The organism is Aquidulcibacter paucihalophilus (genome assembly GCF_002105465.1).
Lineage (GTDB): Bacteria > Pseudomonadota > Alphaproteobacteria > Caulobacterales > Aquidulcibacteraceae > Aquidulcibacter > Aquidulcibacter paucihalophilus.
Window position 1 is genome coordinate 87868 of record NZ_NCSQ01000072.1, and the last position, 25118, is coordinate 112985.

Below are 25118 nucleotides of genomic sequence, written 5' to 3' on the forward strand. Positions count from 1 at the left end.
TATGATAAATCGTTCAGTTTTGCAAGCGCTCGAGACGAAAGAGCTGTCAGCAGAGTCAATCAGCCCGGTTCGGGTAGCTCGGCGCCTAAAAGTGGTTCAAGCGGCTGAAGCCGTTTTTGCTAGCCACGGCTTTCGCGGCACCTCGATGGAGGCCATTGCTGAGGCTGCGGGCATGTCAAAAGTAACCCTGTATGGCTATTTCCGCGATAAGGAAGCGGTCTTTACCGCGGTTGCGGCACATCTGGCGGACCGCTTGAAACACGCAGCTGAAGCAGCCCTTGCCCAAGACGGGGCGGTCTCGGACCGTGTGGCTGACGCGCTGATTGCCAAACAAAGCATTGTCTATCATTTGGTGCGCTGTTCGGCCCATGCGGCAGATTTGTTCCACGCCAAGGATGCCCATGCAGCCGCCTTCTTCGCGGCAATCGACCGCGACATTCAGGATCGGCTTGCTGACGTTTTGACCCAAGTGGGCCACGCGCCCGATGCCGCCTCGCAAGCCGCTCGGATCTTGTTTGCAGCGGCCAATGGCATTGCAGCAGAAGCCATGAGTGCCGAGCATTTGGCAGAAGATATTCGCGCGCTGGTCTCGGCAATGGTTGCCCAAAGACGATAAATCGGCCCGCGCAACTTTTACATTGGTTGCCCTAAGGCGACCTCCTTCCCTCCGTCTCCAATCCAGACTAGGGTTTGGATGAAAGCTGCCAGAGAACAGCTTAAGCTTTGGGAGATGACCATGTCTGAGGGTACAAAAGTCTTGTATGAACGCGATGGCGATGTTGCCATCCTGACGCTCAATGACCCTGCAACCATGAATGCTTGCGGCCTTGATATGGCCCAAGACATGACGCGTGCGTTTGAACGCGCCGCTGGCGAGGCGCGCGCGATTATCCTGACCGGTACGGGTCGAGGATTTTGTTCTGGGGCCAATTTAGGGTCTACCGCCTCTAACATGAATGGCGCACAAGACCCTGAACAACTGGACGCCGGGGCTGCACTTGAAAGTATTTATAATCCGCTGGTGACGACGATCCGGGACTTACCCGTGCCTGTGGTGACCGCCATTAATGGCGCGGCAGCAGGCATTGGTTGTTCGTTTGCGCTCTTGGGCGACATCATTCTGGCCTCGGAGAACGCGTATTTCCTGCAAGCCTTCCGCCGCATTGGTCTCGTTCCCGATGGCGGCTCCACCTATATGCTGGCGCGTGCGGTGGGCCGCGCCCGTGCGATGGAAATGATGCTGCTGGGTGAGAAAATCCCCGCCGCCCAAGCCCTTGAATGGGGCCTGATCAACCGCGTGACCCCAGCCGATAGGTTGATGGATGAGGCAAAAGCCCTCGCCCATAGTCTTGCCAGCGGGCCGACCAAGACACTCTCCATGATCCGCAAAGCCGCGTGGGCAAGTTTGGACAATGACTGGAATTCGCAATTGGCCTTAGAGCGCAACTTGCAGCGCGAGGCTGGACGCACGAAGGATTTCCGCATTGGTGTGATGGCCTTCTTGTCCAAACAAGTGGCGCAATTCACCGGACGATAGGCGAGCGACCGCAACAAGCCAGACGATCAGAGGACCGTGCGTGGACGTCTTATGGATCACTTTGCCGATCTTTGGCCTTGTTGCGCTTGGCTGGGCTGGGGCAAAGGCTGGTTTGTTTGACGGGGCGACCGCATCGGGTCTGTCGCGCTTTGTATTTTGGCTCGCCTTCCCGTCCCTGCTTTTGACTTCCATGGCCAAAGCGCCGGTGCCCAACCTCTCACATGGCTCTGTCCTCTTGGTTTGGGTAGGGGTTTTGCTGGCAGGCCATTTGTTGGCCCGCATTGCAGGCCTCGGTTTTGGGTTATCAAAAGTCAGTCAGGCCGGTGTGGGCTTTGCGGCCTCCAGTGGCAATACAGCCTTTTTGGGTACGGCAATCCTCGCCAGCCTATTCGGGCCAGAGGTTCTAGCCATGGCGGCGGCCTTCGTTGCCTTGGAAAATGTCCTGATTGTCGGCTTCGGCGTTGCGGGACTCTATTTGGCCAAGCCCGCGCCAGACCCGAAATCGGCGCGCCGCGCCATGCTGGGTGGGCTTACCAATCCAGTCAGCATGGGGGCCCTCATTGGTCTTCTGATCGCGCTCACGGGTTTGCAGATTCCCCCAGCTTTGATTCGGCCGCTAGACATGCTGGGGGCCGCAGCAAGCCCCGCAGGACTTGTCGCACTAGGGATTGTGATGGCAACCAGCCTACCCCCCGCCCAGACCCAGTCGCGCCGCGATTTGGACTTAGTCGTGGCGGTTAAATGCATCGCGCTGCCTCTCATGATGGCAGGTGGCATGGCCCTGATTGGCGCACCGCGTGACCTTGCTATAGCTGCGACGATCCTGGCCGCCTGCCCCAGCGCGGTGAATGTGTTTATCCAAGCCCAGCAGGCCGAAGTCTGGGGCGATACAGCCGCGCGCGCGGTGTTTCTGACTACCTGCGTGTCGGTTGTGACCTTGAGCTTAGCGGCCAGTTTGGCTGTTTAGGCAGGCACATGCATCCAGCTGGGTGGATCAAGCCTAATGACCTGATCCCCTGCCTGCAGCGCGTGGCCTTCTGCCAACGCTTTGTGCGCGCGATCAAAGCGGATAAGCGCGAGGCCAACCCCTTCACCGGCGCTGCGCATCCGGCCCACTTCCCACCCATCAGCTAAAATTGGGGTTTCAAAAGCTGGCGTGGGCCCGTCAAAACCGATGCGGCAGAGCTTGGTTTTAACCGTGGTGCGTCGCTTCATCCGGCTGGTCATTTCTTGGCCGACATAGCAGCCCTTATGAAAATCGACCCCGCCCATTTCATCCATCAGACCTTCAAGGATAAAGTCCTTTTCAACCAAAAGGTCTGCCGCAAGGTCTGGCACGCCGAGACCGAAGCGCTCGTGCTCGTAGGTCGCAAAGGCAGCGGCTTCATCGCCTAAGTTCAGTTCAGCCCGTGGGGCAATAAAGCGCCGGGCTAGGTTCGCATGACGAGGGTCAGGATAGGACAAGGCCGACTTTGGCAAAGATTCCCCATTCCACACAGCGCCGACGACATAGCCGGCACTTTTGTCCTCAATGGTCACCTTTGAACGCAAACGATAGAGACTCAAGCGCTTCGCAAAAGCGGCCGGGTCAGACACATCAATCCAGTAAGTGCCCGCCTCAGGTGCTAGAATAAATAGCTCAAACAAGAACTTGCCTTGCGGGGTCAGCATAGCCGCATAGACGCAAGCCTCCGGCCCTGCGGCTTCCACATTTTGGGTCAAAAGCCCGTTCAACAGGGTTACAGCATCTGGGCCTGCTACGCACACAAGACCGCGCTTGGAAAAGGAAACAAAATCAGCCATCGCCTACACTTAAGACCGCTTGGGCCTGTGTTTAAACCCGGTCGCCAAATCATCGGTAAAGCGTACCAACGCGTCGACAATGCCGGGCTCTAAGCTTGCATGGCCCGCATCGGCAATGATCTCCAACTGGGCATGGGGCACGACTTTTTTCAGCGCCCATGCCGAGGATAAGGGCGTCAACACGTCATAGCGGCCATGAACGATCTGGATCGGGATGGATTTCAGCACAGAGGCATGGTCCAGCAGCCAGCTATCGGTTTCAAAAAAGCCCTTATGGACAAAGTAATGATTCTCGATCCGGGCGAAGGCCTCGACAAAGCGGTCTTCCTCAAAGCGCCCAGGGCGCGCATCCGGCCCCTTCATGGACAAGCAATCGCCCTCCCAGCGCGCCCAAGCCCGGGCGGCCAAAATGCGCGTATCGCGATTCTCGCTAAACAAGCGCCTGTGGAAGGCCCCGACGATATCGTGCCGCTCTTCTTCTGGAATCACGCTGACATAACGGTCAAAAGCGTCTGGAAAGATGTTGCTGGCACCGGATTGATAGAACCACGCAATTTCGGCTTGGCTGATCAGGAAAATCCCCCGTAACGTCAGGCTCAATACCCGGTCTGGATGCTTGATCGCATAGGCCAAGGCCAGAGTTGACCCCCATGAGCCGCCAAAAACCGCCCAAGCCTCAATGCCCAAATGCACGCGCAGCTTTTCGATATCTTCAACCAAGTCCCACGTCGTGTTGTGGCGGGTTTCGGCGTGCGGGGTAGAGTTACCACAGCCGCGCTGGTCAAAGCCGATGATGTGCCACTTCTTAGGGTGAAAGAAGCGCCGCATATCTGGGCTCATGCCCCCACCAGGGCCGCCATGCAGACAGATCACAGGCGTGCCCTCAGGCGTACCAGCTTGTTCAAAATAGAGGGTGTGTAAGTCACTGACGGCTAACCGCCCCGTCTGAAACGGCTCAATCTGGGGATAGAGTGCACGGCGAATAGAGGCAGAATCGGGCATTAGAGTCCTTCTTGTCCCAACAGGGCTTAGAGCGGGTCGCAAGGGCGTTCAAGATGGGTCAGGCTGGGCCGTTCACGACGCGCGCAAGCCGCCAAAACGCTTATGCATCCAATCGGCAATAGCTTTGGTGGTCTCTTCAGGCTTTTCTTGCTGGGTCCAATGGCCACAGCCCTGAATCAGCACACGGTCGAGGTCTGGCACGTATTTTTCCATCCCATCGGCAGCAGACGGCGGCAAAACCACATCATTTTCAGCCATAATCATCAAGCTGGGCTGAACGACCAGGTCTGGAATATCGGCACTGTCGAGCCAATTGCGGGTAAAGTTCCGATACCAATTGATCCCACCGCGAAAGCCTGTGCGGGTGAAGGTCTCCACATAGACCTGGTGCTCCGCCTCACTCAACAAAGGATAGGTCGCCTTGCTTTTGTCAAAGCTTTGTAAAGCCAATTGAAAAGCATGGTTGCGCTTGCCTTCCGGGCGGGCATCAAACTCGAGTGGCGTGACATTGGAGCGGCGCATGTAAAAGCGGAAGGTCTTGTCAACATCTTCTTGCAAAATCGCTTCCATCGCGCCGGGCTTTTGGAAGAAGATGATATAATGATCAGGGCCAAAGCGCTGCTCATAAAGGGCAATTGGATCAATCGGCGGGCGCTTGGTATAAGGCGTATTGACCCCGATGACGCCCGCTACCCGGTCGGGCCTACGGGTCGCCATCGCCCAGACGATCAGCCCGCCCCAATCGTGACCACAAAAGACGGCCTTTTCGATTCCTTTGGCGTCTAGCAAAGCTGCCAGATCGCCCGTTAGCGTATCAAGATCATAAGCCTCAATCGCCTCGGGTGCCGAAGTTAGGCCATAGCCGCGCAAATCCGGGGCTAGTGCGCGAATGCCTGCTTTGGGTAGCCCCACCACTTGATGCCGCCAAGAAAACGCAAGCTCTGGATAGCCATGACACAAAATCACAGGTGGCAGATGTGATGGCGTCGCCGTATCCCAAACCGCCATCTCAATGCCATTGACGGGCAGGATTTCTGGAGCAAACAAGCCAAACTGGGCCCAATCAATGGCGTTCATGCAAGGTTTCCTTTCGGCTGAAACAGGCCCAAGCAAGGCAAATCCATCCTGCCAGCAAGCTAAGGCCACCCAAGGGTGCGGCCATGGCCACAGCGCGCGGTGCGCCCAAAGCTAAGGCATAGAGCGATCCGGCAAAGAGGATCATGCCAAGGCCAAACAGCGGGACCGCAAAGCGGGCCTTGTGATAGCCTTGGGTTTGGAGCCAGACACAGACAAACAGCACCAAAGTGTGGGCCATATGCTGTCCGCTACCCGTCACCACCCAAGCCTTGGTTTGGGGGCTTGTCAGGCCATGGGCCCCAAACGCCCCGATCCCCACTGCCAAAAAACCCGAAAGGCAAATCAGGCCCAAAACTGTCTTCTGCTTCATGCGGGCACCTTTTTGGGTGGAATAGCATAGGTAATCACGGCATGGGCAACCAAATCGGTTTCGCCATCAGACCGAATGCCTGCTTCCATCACGGCCAGGGTCTTGCCCAGTTTCATCATGCGCACTTCGGCAATCAAATCCTTGGGCTTGGGTTTGCGCATGAATTGGATGGAGAGATTGGTTGTCACGGCCAAGGGCTCAAACCCAATGGCTGATAAAACCAAAGCATAGGCTGCTGTATCGGCCAAAGCCATCATAGTCGGCCCTGACAACGTGCCCCCGGGCCGGATTTGGTTTGGATTAAAGGCGATGCGACAGCGTGCCGTTTCACCGTCTGCAGCTTTGACCAAGGGGGGCGTGCCACCGCTAAAGGCTTGGGCTAAAAACTGATTGATCTCGTCTGGGCTCATCACCCCACGCTAAAGGCTCACCCCAATCAGGTCCAGCCACTTCGCCCAGTGTGCTTGCCTTCCCCCTCGATGTGGGAGGCGGCCGAAATCATTATGGTGATTGAAAGTATGGTTTCGTGTAGATGCGCTTTGGTGATCCCTTTGGTCCTCCAAACCGCATCCTCTGGCGTGATGGGGCGGTCTGTCGCGTTAAGTCTAGATTGTCTTCAGAAATCTGCAGCGCTAAGGCCACTTCCCTTTCTTGAATGGCAGTGGACCTCAAGTCTTGATTTAAACGCGCCCAGCAAACTTGACTCGTCAAATCGCCCACAAACAATCGACCTTGGCCGTTGGTAGAAGCAGCGCCTGCACCAAAGCCTTCCAGATAAAACGAAGCTTAAGCTTTCACTCTCCCAAATTGAGGCAGATGGGCTCGCCCCCGTGTGCAACGCACGCTCCGCCGCGGATGGCAAGCTGGGACGGCCCTCAGAAACAAAAACTCAATCGCTCCACAAAGAAAAAGCACCGGATGCTGTAATTTTTTTCCGTCCTAACGTCTCGTTTACCAACGCGATTCACACTGAGGCTAGAAATTAGGAGACGCTTGTGGCGCGTGCGGAAGAAAAACAATTAATTGAATCTGAAAGCCAAATGGCGCAACGGCGTGCACAGCGCGCCTCTTGGGCCTTGTTGCAGCGTGTCCATACGACGTTAGACTTGTCTTGCGCCCATGTGATCGAAGTGATGGCAACCGATGCGGGTGCCCATGTCGCGCTTCTTGCTCGCCAATTTCCCGGCGTGCATTTTGAATTGAGCCATGAGGCCACACGTTGCGAAGAATCCATTCGCATTCTTTGGGCACCTGATGGTGTGACCACGTCTTTGTCCAAGGACCAATTGGCCAGCTATGATGCGGCCATTGTAACCCATGCACCTGAAGCCCTGCACGAGACTTTTGTGACCTTTGAAGGTTTTGCCCGCGTAGCTGGTGTGCGGGATTTTGCTGGAGGCCAAGCTTTGGCCATCTTTGGCAAAGGCCTTGCTCGAGACCTGTTTCGGGCCAAAGTGCGCGACATCGCGGCCTAAGCACACCCAACTGATACGTTACCGCCACAGTCACCTGATTGTTTTGCCCGCTTAATACGGGCAACATGCGTTTCTGTGACTGAAGCCAAACACGACCCCACTGAACAGTTTGAGGAAGAAGAAGCCCGCACGGCAGCGTGGCGTACCATGCTGGGTGCTGCTTGGGGTCGCGCACGCGGCAGCCTTACCCATCCTCTGCTTACGGCCGCCATCAGCCTTGGCGTCTTTATCGTGGCGCTGGTTTTCATCAATGAGGAGATGACGCGCCATAGTCTGCAGGATTTGAAGGTCGCTTTCGAAGCGGTCAATCCGTGGAGCTTGTTGGGGGCCGTCGCCTGTGTCGGCCTCGCCTATGCAGCCCTTACCTTCAATGATCGATTTGCTTTGACCATGCTGGGAAAAAGCCTACCGCGCGCCCGCACCGCGCGCGCCAGCATCGCCGCCTATGCTTTGGCCAATAGCCTTGGCTATTCCTGGGTAACGGCAGGTACTGCGCGCCTGCGGCTTTACCGTAAATGGGGCTTACAGCCTGCCGAAATTGGCACCCTGTCATTTCTGACAGGGTCTGCGGTTCAAGTAGGTGGCCTGACGGCGGCGGCCCTTGGCCTTTTATATGCCGCCCCCGAGATAGCGCTCCACGGCCCGTTTCACGCCTTGGTTTGGTATAGTCTGGGCCTATTCCTGTTGGTTCCGGGCGCTTTATGGCTCATCTATGCGCGCTTTGGCCCGGCTCAATCCCGCATTGGTGAGGCCGTGATCCACCGGCCAGAGGTTGGCAAGGCCTTCACCCAACTTGCAATCACCGTGTTAGAATGGATGTGCGCGGCCGGTGTGCTCTATTTCTTGCTGCCCGACCATGGCGGCTGGTCCTATCCTGCCTTTTTGGCCGTCTATGTGTTGGCAGGATTATTGGGGGCCCTATCAGGTACCCCCGGTGGCTTCGGGATTTTCGAAGCGGCGATTTTGACTTTGGCCCCTGTGACGCAAAACACACCGGGCGCTGCGGTGGCATTGGTTGTGTACCGCTTGATCTACACTTTCATTCCTTTGGTGATCGGCACGATCATTTTGGGTCTCGACCATGCAGCCCCAGCAGCCCGGCCTGCCGCCAAAGCCGCACGGACCATGGGCCATAGTCTAGGCGCGCGCATCGGTGCCCGCCTCGGCATGACCTTGGGTGAAGCCACCTTAGAGCTTTCGCCGCGTATCTTATCGACCTTGGTGTTTATGGCTGGGCTTGTCCTCTTAAGCTCGGTTGCCACGCCGGCGCTTTCAGCGCGCATGCAGGCCATTGATGCGTGGGATTTGCGGGCAGTCTCAGACCTCTCCCATTTTGCCGCCTCGATCGTCGGCGTGCTTCTGTTGCTCATCGCGGCAGGCCTATGGCGCAAAGTAGCGGCTGCTTGGGGTGGGGCCCTTGTATTACTAAGCGGCGGGATCATTTTTTCCCTCGCCAAAGGCTTAGATTGGGAAGAGGCCACCCTCTTAGCCATCGTACTGGCCTTGACCCTGCCCTGCCGGGCAGCCTTTACCCGCAAATCCGCCCTTGGCCCCAAACTCTTATCGCCTGCTTGGATCGCAGCCCTAGCGGGTGCGGTCGCCGCAGCTGGATGGCTCAGCCTGTTTGCCTATCAAAATGTGGAATTTCGGGCTGAGCTGTGGTGGGACTTTGTGCGCGACAATGACGCGGCGCGCAGCCTCCGGGCCTTGACTGCAGCCTGTGTCATGACCCTGTTTGTCGCCGTTTGGGCGCTGTTTACGCCGTGGCACGCAAGCCGAAAGCGCGCGTCAGACCCGGCAGATATGGCGCGTGCGCAAGCAATTTTGGAACAGGCCGAGAACCCACGCGCTGACGTCAACCTCGCCTTTTTGGGCGATAAGCTGTTTTTGTTTTCCGAAAGTGGCAAGAGCTTTGTGATGTATCGCGCGCGTGGCAATCGCTGGATCATTTATGGCGATCCGGTTGGCCTTGCCAGCGAACGGCAAGCCCTATTGCGTCAGGTGCGCGAAGCAGCCGATCAAGCTGGAGCGCGCCCCATTTATTACGCCGTCTCGCGCGAGTTGGTACCTGATTTTGCCGAGAGCGGCTATGTCGTCCGCAAAATTGGCGAAACCGCCATTGTTGATCTGGAAACTTTCACCCTGATCGGCAAGGACGCACAAAACCTGCGCACCTCGCGCAATAAGATGGCACGCGAAGACGTGCGCTTTTTCTACAGCCCGGCTTCAGAGACTGCAGGCCTCTTGGATGAGATGGAGCCCATCTCGCGGGCATGGCTGCGTGCCCATCATGGCGGGGAAAAAACCTTTTCGCTCGGTACCTTTGACCGCACCTATCTGAGCCGCTTTCCAACCGCTTATGTGCGCGACAAAACAGGCGCGATGATTGCCTTTGCCAGCTTGTGGACCACACCCGATGGCGAAGAAATTGCGATTGACCTGATGCGCCACAGCCCCAGCGCGCCGCATGGGGTGATGGATTATTTGTTTGTGGAAATCGCCCTTTGGGCCAAAGAGCAACATTATCGCCGCTTTGACTTGGCCATGGCGCCTCTATCTGGTCTCTCTGACCTGAAGGGTGCGCCTTTCCTGGTCCGGCTGGGGGCCATTGTGTTTGAAGAGGGCGAGGAGGTTTATGGCTTCCGCGGGCTTCGCCGCTTTAAGGACAAATTCAATCCGACTTGGAAACCGCTCTATCTCTGTGCCCCGCCCGATGTGATGCTGCCAGCGGCCCTTCTCGATGTGGCAGCCCTAACAAGTGGTGGCTTAAGGGCGATGGTGAAGGGCAGCGGTTAGACTGCCTCGCCTGCTGCCACCCCACTCGACCACGCCCATTGGAAATTATAGCCGCCAAGCCAACCCGTGACGTCGACGGCTTCGCCGATAAAATAGAGGCCCGGGACCGCCTTCACTTCCATCGTCTTTTGATTGAGGGCGGCGGTATCAATCCCGCCCTTGGTCACTTCGGCCTTGGCATAGCCCTCATCGCCCACAGGCGTCAGGTCCCAATGGTGCAGGGTCTGAGACAAGCTTCGCAGCTGTGCGTCCTTCAGGTCTGCCATGGGGCGGTCCAGCCCCGCCTTGTCGGCCAAGGCATGGGCTAAGCGCTGGGGTAAACGCTCGGCCAAGATGGTTGCGGCCTGCGCGCGCGGGCGGGCGGTCTTTGCCTCAATCAGCCACTGATCGGCTTTGATATCAGGCAGGAGGTTGAGATGGATGCTCTCGCCTTTATTCCAATAAGAACTGATCTGAAGGATGGCAGGCCCAGATAGGCCTCGATGGGTAAAGACCATGCCTTCGCGGAAAGCTGTCTTGCCTTTGGCCGCTACCCCCTCAAGCGACACCCCTGCCAGAGGCCGCATCAATTCAATATCCTTGATACCAAACACCAAGGGCACAAGCGCAGGCTTGGGCTCTATCACGGCTAGGTCAAACTGGCGGGCAATCTCATAGGCAAATCCCGTAGCGCCCAATTTCGGGATAGACGGGCCGCCTGTGGCGATGATGAGGCTTGGTGCTATGGCCCGACCCACGTGCGTGGTGACGACATAATTCTCGCCCGACCGCGCCACTTCCTGGACCTGCACATCGGTTGCGATCGTCACCCCTCCCTTGGTGCATTCAGCCAGCAACATATCGACGATGAGGCGCGCCGCCCCTGCCCCTTCGCAGAATAATTGCCCCAAGGTCTTTTCATAAAACGGAATATGATAGGATTTAACCAACTCGATGAAATCATATTGGGTGTAACGGGCAAGCGCCGAGCGCGCAAAATGGGGATTGGCCGAGATAAAGCGGTCGGGCTTAATCTCCATATTGGTGAAATTACATCGCCCACCGCCCGAAATCAGGATTTTCGCCCCGACTGTGCTGGTATGCTCAAGCAAAAGCACTTTTCGGCCACGTTGCCCGGCGCGCGCAGCCGCCATTAAGCCTGCCGCTCCTGCCCCCACCACAATCACATCAAATGTCTCTGCCATGCTCGGGCCTTATCGCCATCACGCATTTAGGGATAGCCAAGGATGCAGCAGAGCGTGTAGCCTGCCTTGAAACGAGACAATAATTGGAGGAGGCGCACCGATGAAATACAAAACTCTGGGCCGGACTGGTCTTGTCGTGTCGGAGATGTGTCTGGGCACCATGACCTTTGGCGGTAGCGGTGGCATCTGGTCAGCCATAGGCGGGCAGGATCAGGATACCGCGAGCAATCTTGTTCGCCAGGCCTTTGATGCAGGTATCAATTTTTTTGATACAGCCGATGTTTACGCCAATGGAGTCTCAGAACACATGTTGGGCCAGGCGGTGATCGACAAAGGCCTGCGCCGTGATGAGATTGTCATTGCCACCAAGGCCCATGGACGGGTTCAGGATCTGTTGCCGCCTGATGCCAGCCCACATGCTGAGGCCGAGGCCAAGCGTCGGCAAACCACGCGCAATATCTCGGGTCTGTCGCGCAAACATTTGTTCGACGCCATTGACGCCAGTCTTCGGCGGCTGAAAATGGATCATGTCGACCTCTATCAGATCCACGGCTATGACCCGCTGACCCCGCTTGAGGAAGTGATGGATAGCCTCAATGACATCGTCCGCTCGGGCCGTGTCCGCTATATCGGCCTGTGCAACCGGGCTGCGTGGGAAACTGCCAAAGCCAATGGCATCGCTGAACGCCACAATTATGCCCGATTTGAATCCATGCAAATGTATTACACCTTGGCCTCGCGCGATCTCGAACGCGAGGTCGTACCACTGGCCATGAGTGAGAAACTCGCCATCCTGCCGTGGAGTCCGCTGGCTGGGGGGCTATTATCAGGTAAATTCAAGCGCAATCAGGCAGGCCCCAATAATGCCCGCCGGGCCAGCTTTGATTTCCCGCCTGTCAATAAGGAACGGCTTTTCGATTGCGTTGAAGCGATGGAACCCATTGCGGCGGCCCATCAGGTTTCTGTCGCACAAGTCGCGCTGGCGTGGCTGCTGCATCGGCCTTGGGTGACCAGCGTTATCATTGGGGCCAAGACCGAGGAGCAATTGAGCGATAATCTTGGTGCGGTTTCGGTGCACTTAAGCGGGGACGAGCTTGCAACCCTCGACAAAGTCTCTGCCCTGCCGCCCGAATATCCCGGCTGGATGTTTGAGGTTCAAGGCCGTGATCGGGCAAGTTCCGTGGGCTAAATTCACCGGGCATCGCGCACACATATGGCAAGGTGGTGCCCGCGAATATCATCCCCTTGTGGTCCAAAACCCTGAGGGAATTGCCCGGGCAAAGCGGTTTTGGGATCGCTGCGCATGGCTCCTGCCCCATGGACATCCAGCCAACGCCTATGCCCGGAACCCGGTGGGGCTTCCATAAAGCCTTGGGCTTGGCCAATTGCCGCATAGACAGCCAGCTCCCCCGCTTGTTGGAAAGCCCGCCCTGCCTCGCTGGCTGGAGGCGGGCCTTCTAAATGGGTGGTTGATGACCAAAGATAGGTTTTTGGATCGCTCAGCTTGAAAACAGGGTCGATGGCAGGAATGCGGTCATAATCCACGATGGAATGCAATTCCTTGGCATTGGGTAATCGCCAATCCTGATGTCCAGCCAGCGTCAGCCCGTCGCAATAGGCCAAGGCATCAGCCCAGGATCGTGGTGTGGCATCATCTTGGCGCTGCCACATGAGCTGTGTTGCTTGATCATGGACTGTGTCGGCCGCAGCGGCAAAATCATTCCCGCCATAAGGCTTGCCGCGCACCAGCCGAACGCCAAGCCGGTGCGGCGTTCTCATTTGGTTGGCTGGATCCATGACAGGATAGCCCTTGATCCGGCCATCGGCGAAATTGACGCCGAAGACCGTGTCATCCCGACCCATGGTTTTCCCAACATAGCGCGTTGAGCTCCACTCCTGCACATCGATCGGGCGCTGTCCTTCCGCAGCATCACCCAAGCCCAATCCCTTGCCATAGGCAAACTGGAACACGGAGGTGTCGATATAGGGCCGGGAGTTTGCAGGATCGCCGCGATAGCTGCCCCGGTAATCAATCAAAGAATAGAGCTCACGAATGGTTGGAACCCGCCAGTCATCATGGCCACCCAGACGGCTGGCCCGCGCATAGCCAGCACTCTGGGCATATGTCAGCGGGATGCTGGGGGCTTTTGCCCACTCAAGGCCTGTGACCATGTCGCGCACAGTGCCATCCCCGAGATCTTTGTAGGAAGCCCGATTGCCGGGGTGCTGGGCATTTTGCCCAGACAAAGCCCGCCCTTGGAGTGGGCAAGGGATAACCTCCCCCGTCACGCCGTAACATTGGTCCTGACCCGTGCCGACAATCGGATAATGTGCTTTAGAAGCTGGGGCTTGGGCTAAGGCCTGGCTTGTCCAGCTGATTAGGACAAGACAAGCCACATAAGCGCGTTGTTTGGTCAATACCCGCATTCGTCATCTCCCAATTTGGCGTGGGGTGGTTTGCCACCAAGGGCGTCACGTAGCTTGCGGGCCGCCTGGCTTAGGCCCTCAGCTTGTGGGGTTCCAATGCTGTGGCACAGCATCCGATCCACCTGCATCCAAGCCCGCTCAATCTCAGGGATCAAAGCCCTCCCCGCTTCGGTCAAGGCAATAGCGGTCTGTTTTTGGTCGGCCACACTGTGTCGGTTGATCAGGCCATCACGCGCCAATCGGGTGAGCATGATCGTCACGGTTGGGGGAGCCAAATCAAAGGCGAGCGCCAATTGGGCCTGCTTAAGCGGCCCATTTTCGGCAATTGCCATCAGCATACGTGCCTGCCTTGGGTGCAGGCCGATGGGTGCCAAAGCATCGCGTAGCTGCGCTTCGATCAAATGCGCGGCGTGCAGAATGGGATGAAAGAGAGGGCGCATTGGAAAAAAATATTAGATATCTAACTTTTGTCAACAAGTCGGCTCAAGAAAGCCTGCAGCGATGAGATGGAGGTGCCTGTCACCTTCAGCTCTGACTCGTTTGACCCTAGACAACCCTCCGCCAGACCGTTAAGCCCACCGCCCCCATGACACACCGCCCCACCCTTGGTCTCGACTTCGGGACAACCAACAGCGTTGCAACCTTGCCCGATGGGCAGGGCAAAAGTCGTGCGATCCAGTTTGCGCATGAGCATGACTTGGTCCAAGCTTGTCGGTCGGTCTTGTGTTTTTGGCATGAGGAAGATGACCACCGCGCCAAGGCGATGATGGAGGTGGGTCCATGGGCGATTGACCGCTTCTTAGAGCTGGGCGGGGACTGTCGTTTCATCCAATCATTCAAAACCTTTGCCGCCAGCCCCCTCTTCACCAGCACCGTCATCCAGAATAAGGCGTGGCGGTTTGAGGATTTGTTGGCGGCTTTCTTGCGCCGCTTACGTGAGCGCGCAAGCGAACCCTTCCCCAAGCGCGTGCTGGTGGGCCGGCCCGTGCGATTTGCTGGCAGCCGGTCGGATGAAGATTTAGCCCGCACCCGCTATCACGCAGCCCTAACCAAAGCAGGCTTTGAGGATATCGCCCATGTCTATGAACCCGTGGCGGCGGCTTTCTTTTTTGCCCAGCGCCTAACCCAAGACGCCACGATTTTGGTGGCGGATTTTGGCGGCGGGACGAGTGATTTTTCCATCATCCGCTTTAAGCGCGGGAAAAAGACCCAATCGGCCGTAGCACTCGCCCATCGCGGTGTCGGCATTGCGGGCGATAGTTTCGACCAACGCATCATTGACCATCTGGTTTCGCCGCTCTTTGGCAAAGGCTCTCACTATGCCAGTGACGGTAAGGTCCTGCCGGTGCCTTTGGCCTATTATGGCCGGTTTTCGCAATGGAACCAATTGTCGATCATGCGCCATACGCGCGACTATCAGGACTTACAAAAGCTCGTCAAGCAGGCCCTGAACCCTGAAAAAATCCAAGCCTTTTTGAACTTCTTAGATGCCGAAGCCAGCTATCACCTCTATCGCGCCATTGCAGCGGTCAAGACGACTTTAAGCCACGCCGAAGAAGCAAGCTTCAGGCTTTCCTTTGCCGGGACCGATCTGGTCAAATCGCTCACCCGCGCTGACTTTGAAGCCTGGATTGCCGAGGACCTTCATCAGATCGACACCTGTGTCAGCGATGCGCTTACGGCAGCTGGCCTTGATGAAGGCGGGATTGACCGGGTGTTTTTGACCGGCGGGTCAAGCTTTGTGCCCGCCGTCAAAGCCCAGTTTGAGACCCGATTTGGGGCCCAGAAAGTCGAGACCGGCGACCAATTTGTCTCTATCGCCCATGGGCTTTCACTGATTGCCCAAGAAGACGACCCCAGCCCCTGGTTGGCCTAAAGCGGCTGAGCTCAGCCCAATTCCACCATGATTTCGTCGGCGGCCACGGCGGCCCCAGCCCCAACATGGACTTTGGCAACTTTGCCATCGCGTTCGGCTCGAATGATGTTTTGCATCTTCATGGCTTCGACAATGGCAATCGCCTCGCCCGACTTAATCTCTTGGCCTTCCACAACTTCGATGGAGACAACAAGGCCCGGCATGGGCGAGATAATCATGCGGGAGGTGTCGGCTGCGACCTTTTCTGGCAGCTTGGCGTGCAGTTCTGCATCACGTGGCGTAGCCACAATGACCACAGCCTTTGCGCCGCGATACTGGAACTCATAGCCTTGCGCGCGGTCCTTAAACTTGACGGCAAAGCCCTCATTCTCAAACACGCCCGCCGCACGAGCTACCCCGGTAATCAAACGGTCACCGGGTTTAAAGTCGCTGGTCATGTCGATCGTATCACCACTTTCAAAGCGGATATGTGCACCGCCCTCTGTGATCTCCACATGGAGGGGGTGATAGGTGCCCTCAATGCGCACCACCCAATCGCTCCGGATCGGCTTATGCGGGGTCATGCGGCCGCTGATCTGGGCATCGCGGGCGAGCTTGCGCATATGCACCAAGGCCCCAACACCCGCCATCAGGCGCAGAATCTTATCGGTTAAGGGCGCACCCTTAAAGCCGTCTGGGAACTCATCCTTGATATAGGCGGTGGTGATATCGCCCGAACGGAAGCGGGCTTCTTCCATCACAGCGGCGAGGAAAGGAATATTGTCCTGAATGCCTTCGATGGCAAAAGTATCAAGGGCTGCCGCTTGGGCGTCAATCGCGGCCAAACGGGTTGGGGCCCAAGTCACAAGCTTGGAGATCATCGGATCATAGAACATCGAGATCTCATCGCCCTCTCGCACACCGGCATCATTGCGCACTTTATGGGTGCCAAAATCGCCTTCAATGGGCGGCAAGTAGCGCTTCAAGCGACCAATGGAGGGCAAGAAGTTACGATAAGGATCTTCGGCATAGATGCGGCTTTCAATGGCCCAGCCATTGATTTTGAGGTCTTGCTGCTGGAAAGACAAAGCCTCACCTGCGGCCACCCGCAGCATTTGCTCAACCAGATCAAGACCCGTGATGGCCTCAGAAACCGGGTGTTCCACCTGCAGGCGGGTGTTCATTTCCAGAAAATAGAAGCTCTTGTCCTTGCCCGAGGCGACAAATTCCACCGTCCCGGCGCTGTCATACCCGACAGCCTTGGCAAGTGCGACGGCTTGGGCCCCCATGGCCGCACGGGTTGCCTCGTCGAGAAGCGGGCTTGGGGCCTCTTCAATGACTTTTTGGTTGCGCCGTTGGATCGAGCACTCGCGTTCGAACAAATGGACGACATTGCCATGCTTGTCGCCCAAGACCTGAATTTCGATATGGCGTGGGGCCAGAATGAATTTCTCGATAAAGATGCGGTCATCGCCAAAGGCATTCTTGGCTTCTGCGCGCACGGCCGGGAAGCCTTCTTCGACGTCCTTGCGGTCATAGGCCACGCGGATGCCCTTGCCGCCACCGCCAGCCGAGGCCTTAATCATGACCGGATAGCCAATCTCTTCAGAAATTGCGACCGCATGGGCGGTGTCCGCAATTTCGCCAATATGGCCCGGCACGCAGGAGACGCCAGCGGCCGCCGCGGTCTTCTTGCTTTCGATCTTGTCGCCCATAGCATGGATGGCATGGGGATTAGGACCAATGAAGACGATGCCTTCATCGGCACAACGCTGGGCAAATTCCACTTTTTCCGACAAGAAGCCAAAACCTGGATGGACGGCTTGAGCCCCGGTTTGTTTGACGGCGGCTATAATCTTATCGATTACCAAATAGGATTCTGAGGCGGGAGCCGGGCCGATAAAGACCTTTTCGTCAGCCATCTCAACGGCCATGGAATCGCGGTCAGCCTCGGAAAACACGATAACGGTTTTCACGCCCATACGCCGACAGGTCTTGATGATGCGGACTGCGACTTCGCCGCGATTGGCAATCAGAATCTTATCAAACATCTTGGTCCGTGTGCCCCTAGAACTGTCAGCCGTATTACCGACTTTATTATGTCGGGAACTGGTTAGAGGGCAATCGCGCGCGATGCAACTTTGCAGGGTCTGGGAAGGTGCAAGAAATCGCAAATGTCAGCTTGACCTGACATTTCGAAAATGTTAGGTATACCTGACATTCGGGAGGCAATTGCCATGGAACAAACACCCCAAGCCAAAACCTATATCATCCGCACCATGGTGTTCATGGGCCTCTATGTCCTGATCAATGCTGGGGCGATTGCGGGCTTGATGGATGGCCTGCCCGCCCCTGCTCGCTGGGGTTTGACCGCATTGGTCAGTCTGCCGATTGCTGGACAGATTTGGGCCACTTTGGTGATGATCCGCGACAGTGACGAATTCATCGGGGCTTTTTTAGCGCGGCAATTCATTCTGGCCTCAGGTATTGCGATGGCGCTTTTCTCGGCTTGGGGCTTTGCCGAAAGCTATGCGGGGGCCGCCCATGTCCCAGGCTGGATGATTTACCCGCTGTTTTGGGCCTGTTTTGCCCTAGTGGCCCCCTTCGCTCGTAGGGCGACAAAATGATCAACCATGTGCGCGCCCTACGTGCCGCCAAAGGCCTGACCCAAGCCGATCTTGGGCAGGCTTTAGGGGTTTCGCGACAGGCCATTATTGCGATTGAAGCTGACCAGCACGACCCGTCGTTGGATCTTGCGTTCAAAATGGCGGCTTTGTTTGAAACCGAGGTCGAGGCGATCTTTGTGAACCCGCATCGAAAGGGCTAAACGCCCCCTGTCTTGTCTTGACGTGGGTCTAGCCATTCATGCTCAAGCGCGCGAAGACGGCCGATTACGGTTATCAAAAAGGCCGTCGACCAGCCAAGCAAGATCACGCCATTTGCCGCCTCAATCGCGCCCACCAAGCGCCAATCACGCGGCAAGATCACATCGCCATAGCCGAGCGACACAAAGGTGACGGTTGAAAAATAAAGCGCAGTTTCAAAGTCATGAAACGCATGCAGGCCAAAATAATAGACCATCGCATAAAGCCAAATTTCAACTGTATGCACCGCAAACAGGCCGAAAACCACAAATAAAATGGCCAAAACCCGCAGCGAAATGTGTCGTGTGTCTGGATCTGCCAGGGGTTGTCTTTGCCGGATCATCAGCATCAAGGTCGCCAGACCGACGAAGTGAATGGTCACGGTAGCGGCCACCATTACGGACGAAATCGCCAAAGTGTCCCATATATCGGTGAGAAAGTTCACAACGCCCAAGATCGGCTCTCCGCTTGGCCGGCTGCCAAGTTAAGGGCCACTATAGGGGCATGCGCTTGGCCCGTCACCCAAATGGTCGCGCGACGTTCGGTCACACGTGGGGGTGGTTGTGAAGGGTGTTGGAGAAAAGCACCTCTATCCCCTTGGGAGCGGGGCTGAGGGAGATCGAAGGGCGCGAGGCAACAGCCTTACCTGCCGCGCTTTTGAAACATCCACCCCTTGGTCAAAAAGGCTTGTGCACCTTCGACAAAGTCCAAGCCTGCGGCCGCAAATAGGGCTTTCATATCGGTTGTCAGATATGAGGTGAAATAGGGCTCGTGGAAACCCACGGGAAAAGCGTCCAACAGGCGGTCGAGATTAGGATCATCCCCGGTCTGAATCGCATCGGCCAGCACACAAATCCCGCCGGGCTTCAAAATGCGGGCCGCCTCCGCCACCACGGCTTTGCGGACTTTGGGTGGCAATTCGTGGAAGAGGTAGACGCATACGACCCGGTCCACGGTTTCGTTCTCAAATGGTGTTGCCTCTGCTGCGCCACTGATGGCGGTCGCACGGCGATAGGGGGTCAGCGCTTTGGCGGCTGCGGCGGCATAGGGCGGGCTCATATCAAGGGCAGTTAAGCGCAGGCGCGGGAAATTGCGCATGACTTCGCGGGCCAATTGGCCTGTACCACACGCAAGCTCGACACACGTAATGGTGCGTTGATCGACGCCCTTCAGGCTTTTAGCCAACAGGGCTAAAGCGGTTGCCCGCCGCATTGCCCCGGCAGAACCCGTAAAAATCGTCTCGACTTGAAAATCGTACAAATCTGCACTTTCAGGCGTCAGCCAGCCGCCGCTCTGCCAGTGGAAATTCTGTCGGAAATAGGCGGGAAACCCCTCCCCCAAGCCTTCTTCGCGCACTTCAACCCCATTTTTGGCCAAGCGACGCTGATCAATGGCCTTCACATCGCGCAAATAGGCGAGGCTCTTGCGCGTCTGGGCCAGTTCGGTTTTGGCCAGTGGGGCAAGGTAAAGCCCCGCATCAATATGGGCCATATCTTGGCTAAAGGCTGCCAGATAGGCTTGCCGCATCCGGGCTAGATCAGGCTTGGGCTTATCCGAGCTAAAGGGAGCTTCCCCCGGCCGATCAAATGGGGCCGATGTTGCCCGCGACAGGCCGTAATGGGCGGCATAAAAGGCCAGCTTGGCCGTAGCCCCCGCGCGATATTTCAAAGCTTCAATGCGGTCCATGGCCTTAAGTTAGACCTGTCTGTCCGATTGGCCAATCAAAATGTGATCAATCCATCACGCCCGCATCGATCCAAGCCTTTTTCGGCCAGCGCGCATGCACCCAAAACCATTGTTCAGGCGCTTTCAGGATGTTTTCTTCCATGAATTGATTGATCCGCAAGACAGAGGCATGGACGGCCTCATCCACCGGCAAGTCAAAGTCCATCATCATGGGTTCTTGGATATCAACCGTGAAGTTCGCGCCCGACAAGCGTTTGACCGTCATGGTCTGCAAGGGCGCCTTAAAGCGATAAGCCAGGCGCGAAGGCCCATCGGCTGTCTTGCAGAGATGACCAAAGAATGGGGCTTCTACGCCTGTCTCATATTTCTGATCATTCATCATCGCGACTGAGCCGCCCTTGGCCAGAATTCGCATCAAGCTGACCCCGCCGGACGGGCCCTTAGGGGCAAACAAGCGCACCCCATAATCGGCCCGCGCCTTCACAATAGTATCATCGACCCAGATGTTATTGGCAGGCCGGTAGGTCACGCGGCAATCCACCCCGCGGCGCACAATGGCTGCGGGCATGACTTCCCAATTGGCAAAATGGCCTGAGACAAACACCCCGGGCAAACCCGTGCCGACATAGCGGTCGAGGATTTCCAGGCCGTGAAACTCTGCCCGGCTTTCCGGGGTGAAAAGGCCCATGGCCGACAGATGCGGAAACTCCCCCACCACACGGCCTAAATTGTCCCACATCGCGTCCAGCATCTCGCGCTCTTCAGCCGGTGTGATGCGGGGAAAGGCCAAACGCATATTATATTTGGCTGTCTTATGCGCGCTGGTGATCGGGCCAAGGGTACGGGCAAAGCCCGCGCCAGCATTGGAAGCCTCATCCAAAGACATCCGGCTGATCCGGTTCCAATAGGTGTGAAACGCCCAAGATTCGATGCGCTTGAAGAAGGACTCGCGACGGCCTGCTGTCATGGAAAAATCCTAATCCTGCCCGAGATAGCTGTCGAGTTTGCCGCGCAGAAAGGCCGAAAAGCCTGCTGCATCGGCCAAAACCGCTTCAATGGGCACAACCCGTACTTTGGCTGCGAAATCAGGGGGCAGACGGACATGGTCTTTTTCTGTCGTCACCAAACTTGCCCCTGCCGCGCGCGCATCTGCCTCCAGTCGGCGCAGTTCATGGGCGCGATAGAGGTGGTGGTCGGCAAATGGGTATAGATCGACGACATTCAAGCCCAAGTCCCGCAGGGTCGCATCAAACTTCTCAGGCCGGCCTATGCCGCAGAAACCCAAAACTGGGCCTTCAATCGCGACTGGCTTGGCTTTCAGGCTTGCGTGAAAGATCGGGCCCTGAAAGCCTGCAATATCTTCGAGCGTCTCCTCACTGGCTGGCCCCATCACCACGATCGCATCCGCACGGGCCAGTCCAATTGTGGGCTTTTCGCGTAACGGCCCCGCCGGAATGAGGTGGCCATTGCCAAAGCCCGTTTGTCCATCGACCACCACAAGCGAGATGGCTTTCGCCAAGGCCGGGTTCTGATGCCCATCATCGAGAATTAGCGCCTGCATACCCGCTTCTACGGCAAGCCTGCCCGCTGCCGCCCGATCACGCCCCACAAAGACGGGCCCGCCCTGGGCCAACATCAAAGGCTCATCGCCAACATCTTCTGCCCGGTGCAGGGACTTATCCACCACCACGGGGCCTTCCAGCCTGCCGCCATAGCCGCGCGAGACAATGCCAACCGGGCCACCTAAAACCTCTGCCAACAAAGTCCGCAAATTCTCAGAAAACGGCGTCTTGCCTGTACCGCCAGCCGTCAAATTGCCGATGGAGATAACAGGGATGGGCAAAGCAACGGGGCTTGCCTGTGCGATCCGGCGGGCCACACTTGCCCCGTAAAGCGCGCCGAGGGGCGATAGCAGCAAGCGCAAGACCGGGGCGGCATCGCGGCCATGACGCATAGTCCAGAAAGCTGGCGCTCTCATACCTTGGCCCGCCCCAACAGGCCTAGAAGGGCTGCAACCGTATCGGCCATAGCGTGGGTGCCTTGGGCAATCACGTCGCGCGCCGCCGCATTCAAGTGCGCGCGCCGCTCTGGGTCACCCAAGAGCCCAGCCAAAGTCAATGCGATCCGGTCGGACGCATGATCATCCAGAATCACCGCCCCATCTTGGTCTTCCAAGGCCTGATAGAGATCAAGAAAATTTCCAACAAAACTTGCGCTCATCACCGTTGAGCCAAGTTGGACCGGCTCAACCGGATTATGACCACCAATGCCGGGCTTTAAGCTGCCCGCAACAAAGGTGACCGGGGCTAAACGCATGGCAAGACCAAGCTCACCCAATGTATCCCACAGCCAAACGGAGGTCTTCGACCCAGGCACATGACCAAGAGAGCGGCGGACCGGCACGAGACCCTGTTTGCGGCATTCAATCTCCACATCTTGCGCGCGTTCTGGATGGCGCGGAGCCAAGATCAACAGGGCATCTGGTGCACCCAGCAGCAAAGCCGCATGAGCGGCTAGGAGGACAGTCTCTTCCCCCTCATGGGTGGAGGCTGCCAGCCAAACCGGCCGATCGCCCAGCTTGCCCGCCAAAAGCTTGGCTTCCTTCGCATTCACCAGCGGTGCGGGTGCTGCCAACTTGAGATTACCCACCGTGCCAATCGGGCCGGTGCGAAACAGGCTAAGGGCTTCAGATGTGCGGGTGTCGGCGGGCATAGCCACGTCAAACAGGGAGAATAAGAGCTCTGCCGTCTTGGCCCTGCCCCGCCACCCCTTGACCGAGCGTGCCGTCATACGCGCATTAACCAGGGCCAAAGGCACCCCTGCCTCTTTGGTTGCGAGCAACAAGTTGGGCCAAATCTCACCCTCAACAAAAACCGCAAGGTCTGGCTGCCACGCCGCGATAAAGGTCTTGGTCGCCATGGGCGTATCGACGGGCACATAGCGGTGCAAATCTGGCGGCGAAAGCTTGCGCGCCATCAGATCCGCGGAAGTCTTGGTGCCGCTGGTAAACAGGAAAGTCAGGCCCGGATGGGCTTTGCGCAACGCTTGCGCCAAGGCATGGCCAACTAGGGACTCCCCGACACTGGCCCCATGAATCCAAACCAATGTGCCCTTAGGTCGCGCAACTGGGGCTGTGCCTAAGCGCTCTGCAATCCGGGCTGGGTCTTCGCGCCCCCTTGCGGCCCGCCTTGCCAAAACACCCGGCATGAAACGCGCCAGAAGCTGGGTCGCGACCTTATAGAGGGTCAAGGAAAAGGGTAACGTCTCGGTCACGCCTCAACCTCGTCGACGGGTGGTTCGGGCGGCGCAGGCTCGATCAGCGGGCCACCAACCAAGCGATCAGCCTCTTGCATGGCCTCGGTCAAGGCAACCTCCAGGGCCAAACGGGCAGCTTCCATATCGGCCTCGGTCGCTTTGGTCGGGATTTCGATGGCGGGGCGATAGACGATAACGCCGCGCGAGAATAAGGGCGGCAAATGAAAGCGGTCCCAACTCTTGGCATACCCCCCACCCTTGACCGCAAAGGCCGAGGGCAACAGCGGTACTTTGGCCATTTTTGCCACCCGAACCGCGCCAAGTTGGGCCCGCATGCGGGGTCCACGTGGCCCATCGGGCGTAATGCCCACACACCCGCCTTTAGAGGCATGGCTCAACATGTGGCGAAAGGCTTGCAGTGCCCCCTTATCTTCGGTCTCGCCATCGGCTTTCTTCTTTGAGGAAGAACCCCGCACCACCGTACGGCCGACTAGCTCTGCGGCGCGCGCCACAAACTGGCCATCGGGGGACAACGAAATCAGCATCAACATCTTTTGCACATGGGTCGGCCAGATCGAATGCGCGCCCATGATACGAGAATGCCAATAGCACCACACCACCCCTTTACCGGACTTCCACACAGGCTCTGCATGTTCAAGGCCTACATAAGTCCACCGTGTTGTAACCCGCACCAAAGCCATCCAAGCGGCCAAGAAGCCCGCAAAAAACCACTGAATGGGTGAGGATCGAAAGAAGGCGCGCGAGAGTTTTTTGCTCATAGTCCCGCTCCATAACGAGCGTTGCGGTCAAAGGCGAGTGCGCGGGTGCCACAGCTAAGGCTTGCATGGCAACGCGGGGCTGCCTAGATGCGATCCCAATAGCCGAAAAGACGCGCCCGTGCCCAAATTTGACCTCTCCACGCCTGAACGCCGCAAAGCCGCTGAACGCGACTATTGGTGGAATGACCATGCCTTCTTGCGCGCGCGCTTTCAGAATAAATACCAAATTAGCCCCCGCATGTGGCGAACCAATCAACCCAGCCCCAAACAATTGGCGGAATGGAAAGACTTTGGCATCAAGACCATCGTCAACCTGCGTGGTGATACGGACGCAAGCTTCACCGTCTTGGAAAAAGAGGCCTGCGAGAAGTTGGGCCTTAACCTTGTATTTCTGCACAGCGAGAGCCGTGGCGCGCCCTATGCCGAGCGCTTAATCGAAGCCAAAAAAGCTTTTGAAACCATGGAATATCCTGCCCTGATGCATTGTAAATCGGGCGCAGATCGCGCGGGGACCATGAGCGTCTTTTATCTCTATCAGATCGAAGGCGTGCCTTTGGAAGAAGCGCGCAAGCAATTGAGCTTCAAATATCTCCACATCAGTGCGGCCAAAACCGGCATCCTCGACTTCTTCTGGGCCGAATGGGCCAAGATCGAGGCCACCGGCCGCATCGACTTCTGGACCTGGCTTACCACCGAATATGACCGCGACGATCTCAAAGCCCGCTATAAGCCCCAAGCAGCTTGGAGCTGGATTGTCGACAATATTTTGAAGCGGGAATAGGTGGGGTACCTGTACCGCAGCAACTGTCCCGACCATGGTGCACTACACGGTTGGCATGCGCCTTAAGGCACCAAGGTTCAACGAACGATCAAGACCACGCAAGCAATTCCTGCCACAGCGCCCACCAAAAACGCTGTGATCTCGACGGCGCTTGGCCGGACTTCCTTCTTCGTGCGGTCTAGCACTATCGTACCCATTCGCCGAGGGCCACATACCGGTGAGGTATG

25 protein-coding genes are annotated in these 25118 nt (G+C 57.2%); 10 read left to right on the forward strand and 15 right to left on the reverse strand.

The genetic code is table 11. The annotated features are described in order from the left end of the window. Position 1: 1 nt before the first annotated feature. From B7364_RS06505 to B7364_RS06515, 3 genes are all read left to right on the forward strand, one after another. The gene (locus B7364_RS06505; RefSeq protein WP_157893545.1) at positions 2 to 616 is read left to right on the forward strand and encodes a TetR/AcrR family transcriptional regulator; all 615 of its coding nucleotides are present in this window, start codon (positions 2 to 4) and stop codon (positions 614 to 616) included. A 120-nt stretch (positions 617 to 736) separates the two neighbouring features. Then, positions 737 to 1537 (forward strand): enoyl-CoA hydratase/isomerase, encoded by an 801-nt coding sequence (locus B7364_RS06510; protein WP_085339211.1) that lies wholly within the window; start codon positions 737 to 739, stop codon positions 1535 to 1537. A gap of 40 nt (positions 1538 to 1577) precedes the next feature. Further along, complete coding sequence (locus B7364_RS06515) at positions 1578 to 2504, forward strand: AEC family transporter (protein ID WP_085339155.1); 927 nt, start codon at positions 1578 to 1580, stop codon at positions 2502 to 2504. Here B7364_RS06515 and ygfZ read toward each other — a convergent pair. The 5 genes from ygfZ to B7364_RS06540 all read right to left on the reverse strand — a co-directional run bounded on the left by ygfZ (position 2501) and on the right by B7364_RS06540 (position 6199). Continuing rightward, on the reverse strand, positions 2501 to 3340 hold the full coding sequence (ygfZ, locus tag B7364_RS06520) for a CAF17-like 4Fe-4S cluster assembly/insertion protein YgfZ (RefSeq protein ID WP_085339157.1): 840 nt from the start codon (positions 3338 to 3340) through the stop codon (positions 2501 to 2503). The two genes, B7364_RS06515 and ygfZ, sit on opposite strands and share 4 nt — an antisense overlap. A gap of 9 nt (positions 3341 to 3349) precedes the next feature. Beyond that, positions 3350 to 4342, reverse strand: a complete 993-nt coding sequence (pip, locus tag B7364_RS06525) for a prolyl aminopeptidase (RefSeq protein ID WP_085339159.1) — start codon at positions 4340 to 4342, stop codon at positions 3350 to 3352. Positions 4343 to 4414: 72 nt separating this feature from the next. Beyond that, positions 4415 to 5419 (reverse strand): alpha/beta fold hydrolase, encoded by a 1005-nt coding sequence (locus tag B7364_RS06530; protein ID WP_085339161.1) that lies wholly within the window; start codon positions 5417 to 5419, stop codon positions 4415 to 4417. Beyond that, a complete protein-coding gene (locus tag B7364_RS06535) occupies positions 5406 to 5789 on the reverse strand; it encodes a DUF423 domain-containing protein (protein WP_085339163.1) in 384 nt (127 codons plus the stop codon). The genes B7364_RS06530 and B7364_RS06535 overlap by 14 nt, the downstream gene beginning before the upstream one ends. Further along, the gene (locus B7364_RS06540; RefSeq protein WP_085339165.1) at positions 5786 to 6199 is read right to left on the reverse strand and encodes a PaaI family thioesterase; all 414 of its coding nucleotides are present in this window, start codon (positions 6197 to 6199) and stop codon (positions 5786 to 5788) included. Before B7364_RS06540 ends, B7364_RS06535 begins: the two co-directional genes overlap by 4 nt. A gap of 585 nt (positions 6200 to 6784) precedes the next feature. Here B7364_RS06540 and B7364_RS06550 point away from each other — a divergent pair. Then, positions 6785 to 7264, forward strand: coding sequence for a hypothetical protein (locus B7364_RS06550; protein ID WP_085339169.1), 480 nt, complete (start codon positions 6785 to 6787; stop codon positions 7262 to 7264). 75 nt (positions 7265 to 7339) lie between these two features. Continuing rightward, positions 7340 to 10060, forward strand: coding sequence for a bifunctional lysylphosphatidylglycerol flippase/synthetase MprF (gene mprF / locus B7364_RS06555; protein WP_085339171.1), 2721 nt, complete (start codon positions 7340 to 7342; stop codon positions 10058 to 10060). Here mprF and B7364_RS06560 read toward each other — a convergent pair. Continuing rightward, a complete protein-coding gene (locus B7364_RS06560) occupies positions 10057 to 11244 on the reverse strand; it encodes a BaiN/RdsA family NAD(P)/FAD-dependent oxidoreductase (protein WP_085339173.1) in 1188 nt (395 codons plus the stop codon). The genes mprF and B7364_RS06560 overlap by 4 nt on opposite strands. 100 nt (positions 11245 to 11344) lie before the next feature. Here B7364_RS06560 and B7364_RS06565 point away from each other — a divergent pair, with 100 nt between their 5' ends. Next, the gene (locus tag B7364_RS06565) at positions 11345 to 12433 is read left to right on the forward strand and encodes an aldo/keto reductase (protein WP_085339175.1); all 1089 of its coding nucleotides are present in this window, start codon (positions 11345 to 11347) and stop codon (positions 12431 to 12433) included. A 2-nt stretch (positions 12434 to 12435) separates the two neighbouring features. Here B7364_RS06565 and B7364_RS06570 read toward each other — a convergent pair whose 3' ends face one another. Further along, the gene (locus tag B7364_RS06570) at positions 12436 to 13671 is read right to left on the reverse strand and encodes an Lcl C-terminal domain-containing protein (protein WP_085339177.1); all 1236 of its coding nucleotides are present in this window, start codon (positions 13669 to 13671) and stop codon (positions 12436 to 12438) included. Continuing rightward, positions 13659 to 14111 (reverse strand): MarR family winged helix-turn-helix transcriptional regulator, encoded by a 453-nt coding sequence (locus B7364_RS06575; RefSeq protein WP_085339179.1) that lies wholly within the window; start codon positions 14109 to 14111, stop codon positions 13659 to 13661. The genes B7364_RS06570 and B7364_RS06575 overlap by 13 nt, the downstream gene beginning before the upstream one ends. Before the next feature lie 146 nt (positions 14112 to 14257). On the opposite strand from B7364_RS06575, the gene B7364_RS06580 reads away from it, so the two are divergent. Then, positions 14258 to 15547, forward strand: coding sequence for an Hsp70 family protein (locus B7364_RS06580; RefSeq protein WP_085339180.1), 1290 nt, complete (start codon positions 14258 to 14260; stop codon positions 15545 to 15547). Positions 15548 to 15558: 11 nt separating this feature from the next. Here B7364_RS06580 and B7364_RS06585 read toward each other — a convergent pair whose 3' ends face one another. Further along, a complete protein-coding gene (locus B7364_RS06585; RefSeq protein ID WP_198534068.1) occupies positions 15559 to 17577 on the reverse strand; it encodes an acetyl-CoA carboxylase biotin carboxylase subunit in 2019 nt (672 codons plus the stop codon). A 186-nt stretch (positions 17578 to 17763) separates the two neighbouring features. On the opposite strand from B7364_RS06585, the gene B7364_RS06590 reads away from it, so the two are divergent. Both B7364_RS06590 and B7364_RS06595 read left to right on the forward strand, forming a co-directional pair. Further along, on the forward strand, positions 17764 to 18153 hold the full coding sequence (locus B7364_RS06590; RefSeq protein WP_085339213.1) for a hypothetical protein: 390 nt from the start codon (positions 17764 to 17766) through the stop codon (positions 18151 to 18153). Further along, positions 18150 to 18353: a helix-turn-helix transcriptional regulator gene (locus B7364_RS06595; RefSeq protein ID WP_085339184.1), complete on the forward strand. Its 204-nt coding sequence runs from the start codon at positions 18150 to 18152 to the stop codon at positions 18351 to 18353. The genes B7364_RS06590 and B7364_RS06595 overlap by 4 nt, the downstream gene beginning before the upstream one ends. Here the strand turns inward: B7364_RS06595 and B7364_RS06600 are convergent. From B7364_RS06600 to B7364_RS06625, 6 genes are all read right to left on the reverse strand, one after another. Further along, positions 18350 to 18835, reverse strand: coding sequence for an ion channel (locus tag B7364_RS06600; protein ID WP_232780831.1), 486 nt, complete (start codon positions 18833 to 18835; stop codon positions 18350 to 18352). The genes B7364_RS06595 and B7364_RS06600 overlap by 4 nt on opposite strands. A gap of 197 nt (positions 18836 to 19032) precedes the next feature. After that, positions 19033 to 20076 carry a class I SAM-dependent methyltransferase gene (locus B7364_RS06605; protein WP_085339188.1) on the reverse strand — a complete coding sequence of 348 codons (1044 nt, stop codon included), beginning with the start codon at positions 20074 to 20076 and terminating at the stop codon, positions 19033 to 19035. Positions 20077 to 20122: 46 nt separating this feature from the next. Beyond that, entirely contained in the window at positions 20123 to 21043 is a 921-nt protein-coding gene (locus B7364_RS06610) for a lysophospholipid acyltransferase family protein (RefSeq protein ID WP_085339190.1), read from the reverse strand. Between the two features lie 9 nt (positions 21044 to 21052). Beyond that, entirely contained in the window at positions 21053 to 22054 is a 1002-nt protein-coding gene (gene lpxK, locus B7364_RS06615) for a tetraacyldisaccharide 4'-kinase (protein WP_085339193.1), read from the reverse strand. After that, positions 22051 to 23349, reverse strand: a complete 1299-nt coding sequence (locus B7364_RS06620; RefSeq protein ID WP_085339195.1) for a 3-deoxy-D-manno-octulosonic acid transferase — start codon at positions 23347 to 23349, stop codon at positions 22051 to 22053. Before B7364_RS06620 ends, lpxK begins: the two co-directional genes overlap by 4 nt. Beyond that, positions 23346 to 24110 (reverse strand): lysophospholipid acyltransferase family protein, encoded by a 765-nt coding sequence (locus B7364_RS06625; RefSeq protein ID WP_085339197.1) that lies wholly within the window; start codon positions 24108 to 24110, stop codon positions 23346 to 23348. The genes B7364_RS06620 and B7364_RS06625 overlap by 4 nt, the downstream gene beginning before the upstream one ends. 118 nt (positions 24111 to 24228) lie before the next feature. Here B7364_RS06625 and B7364_RS06630 point away from each other — a divergent pair, with 118 nt between their 5' ends. Further along, positions 24229 to 24891 (forward strand): fused DSP-PTPase phosphatase/NAD kinase-like protein, encoded by a 663-nt coding sequence (locus B7364_RS06630; RefSeq protein ID WP_085339199.1) that lies wholly within the window; start codon positions 24229 to 24231, stop codon positions 24889 to 24891. Positions 24892 to 25118: the final 227 nt, after the last annotated feature.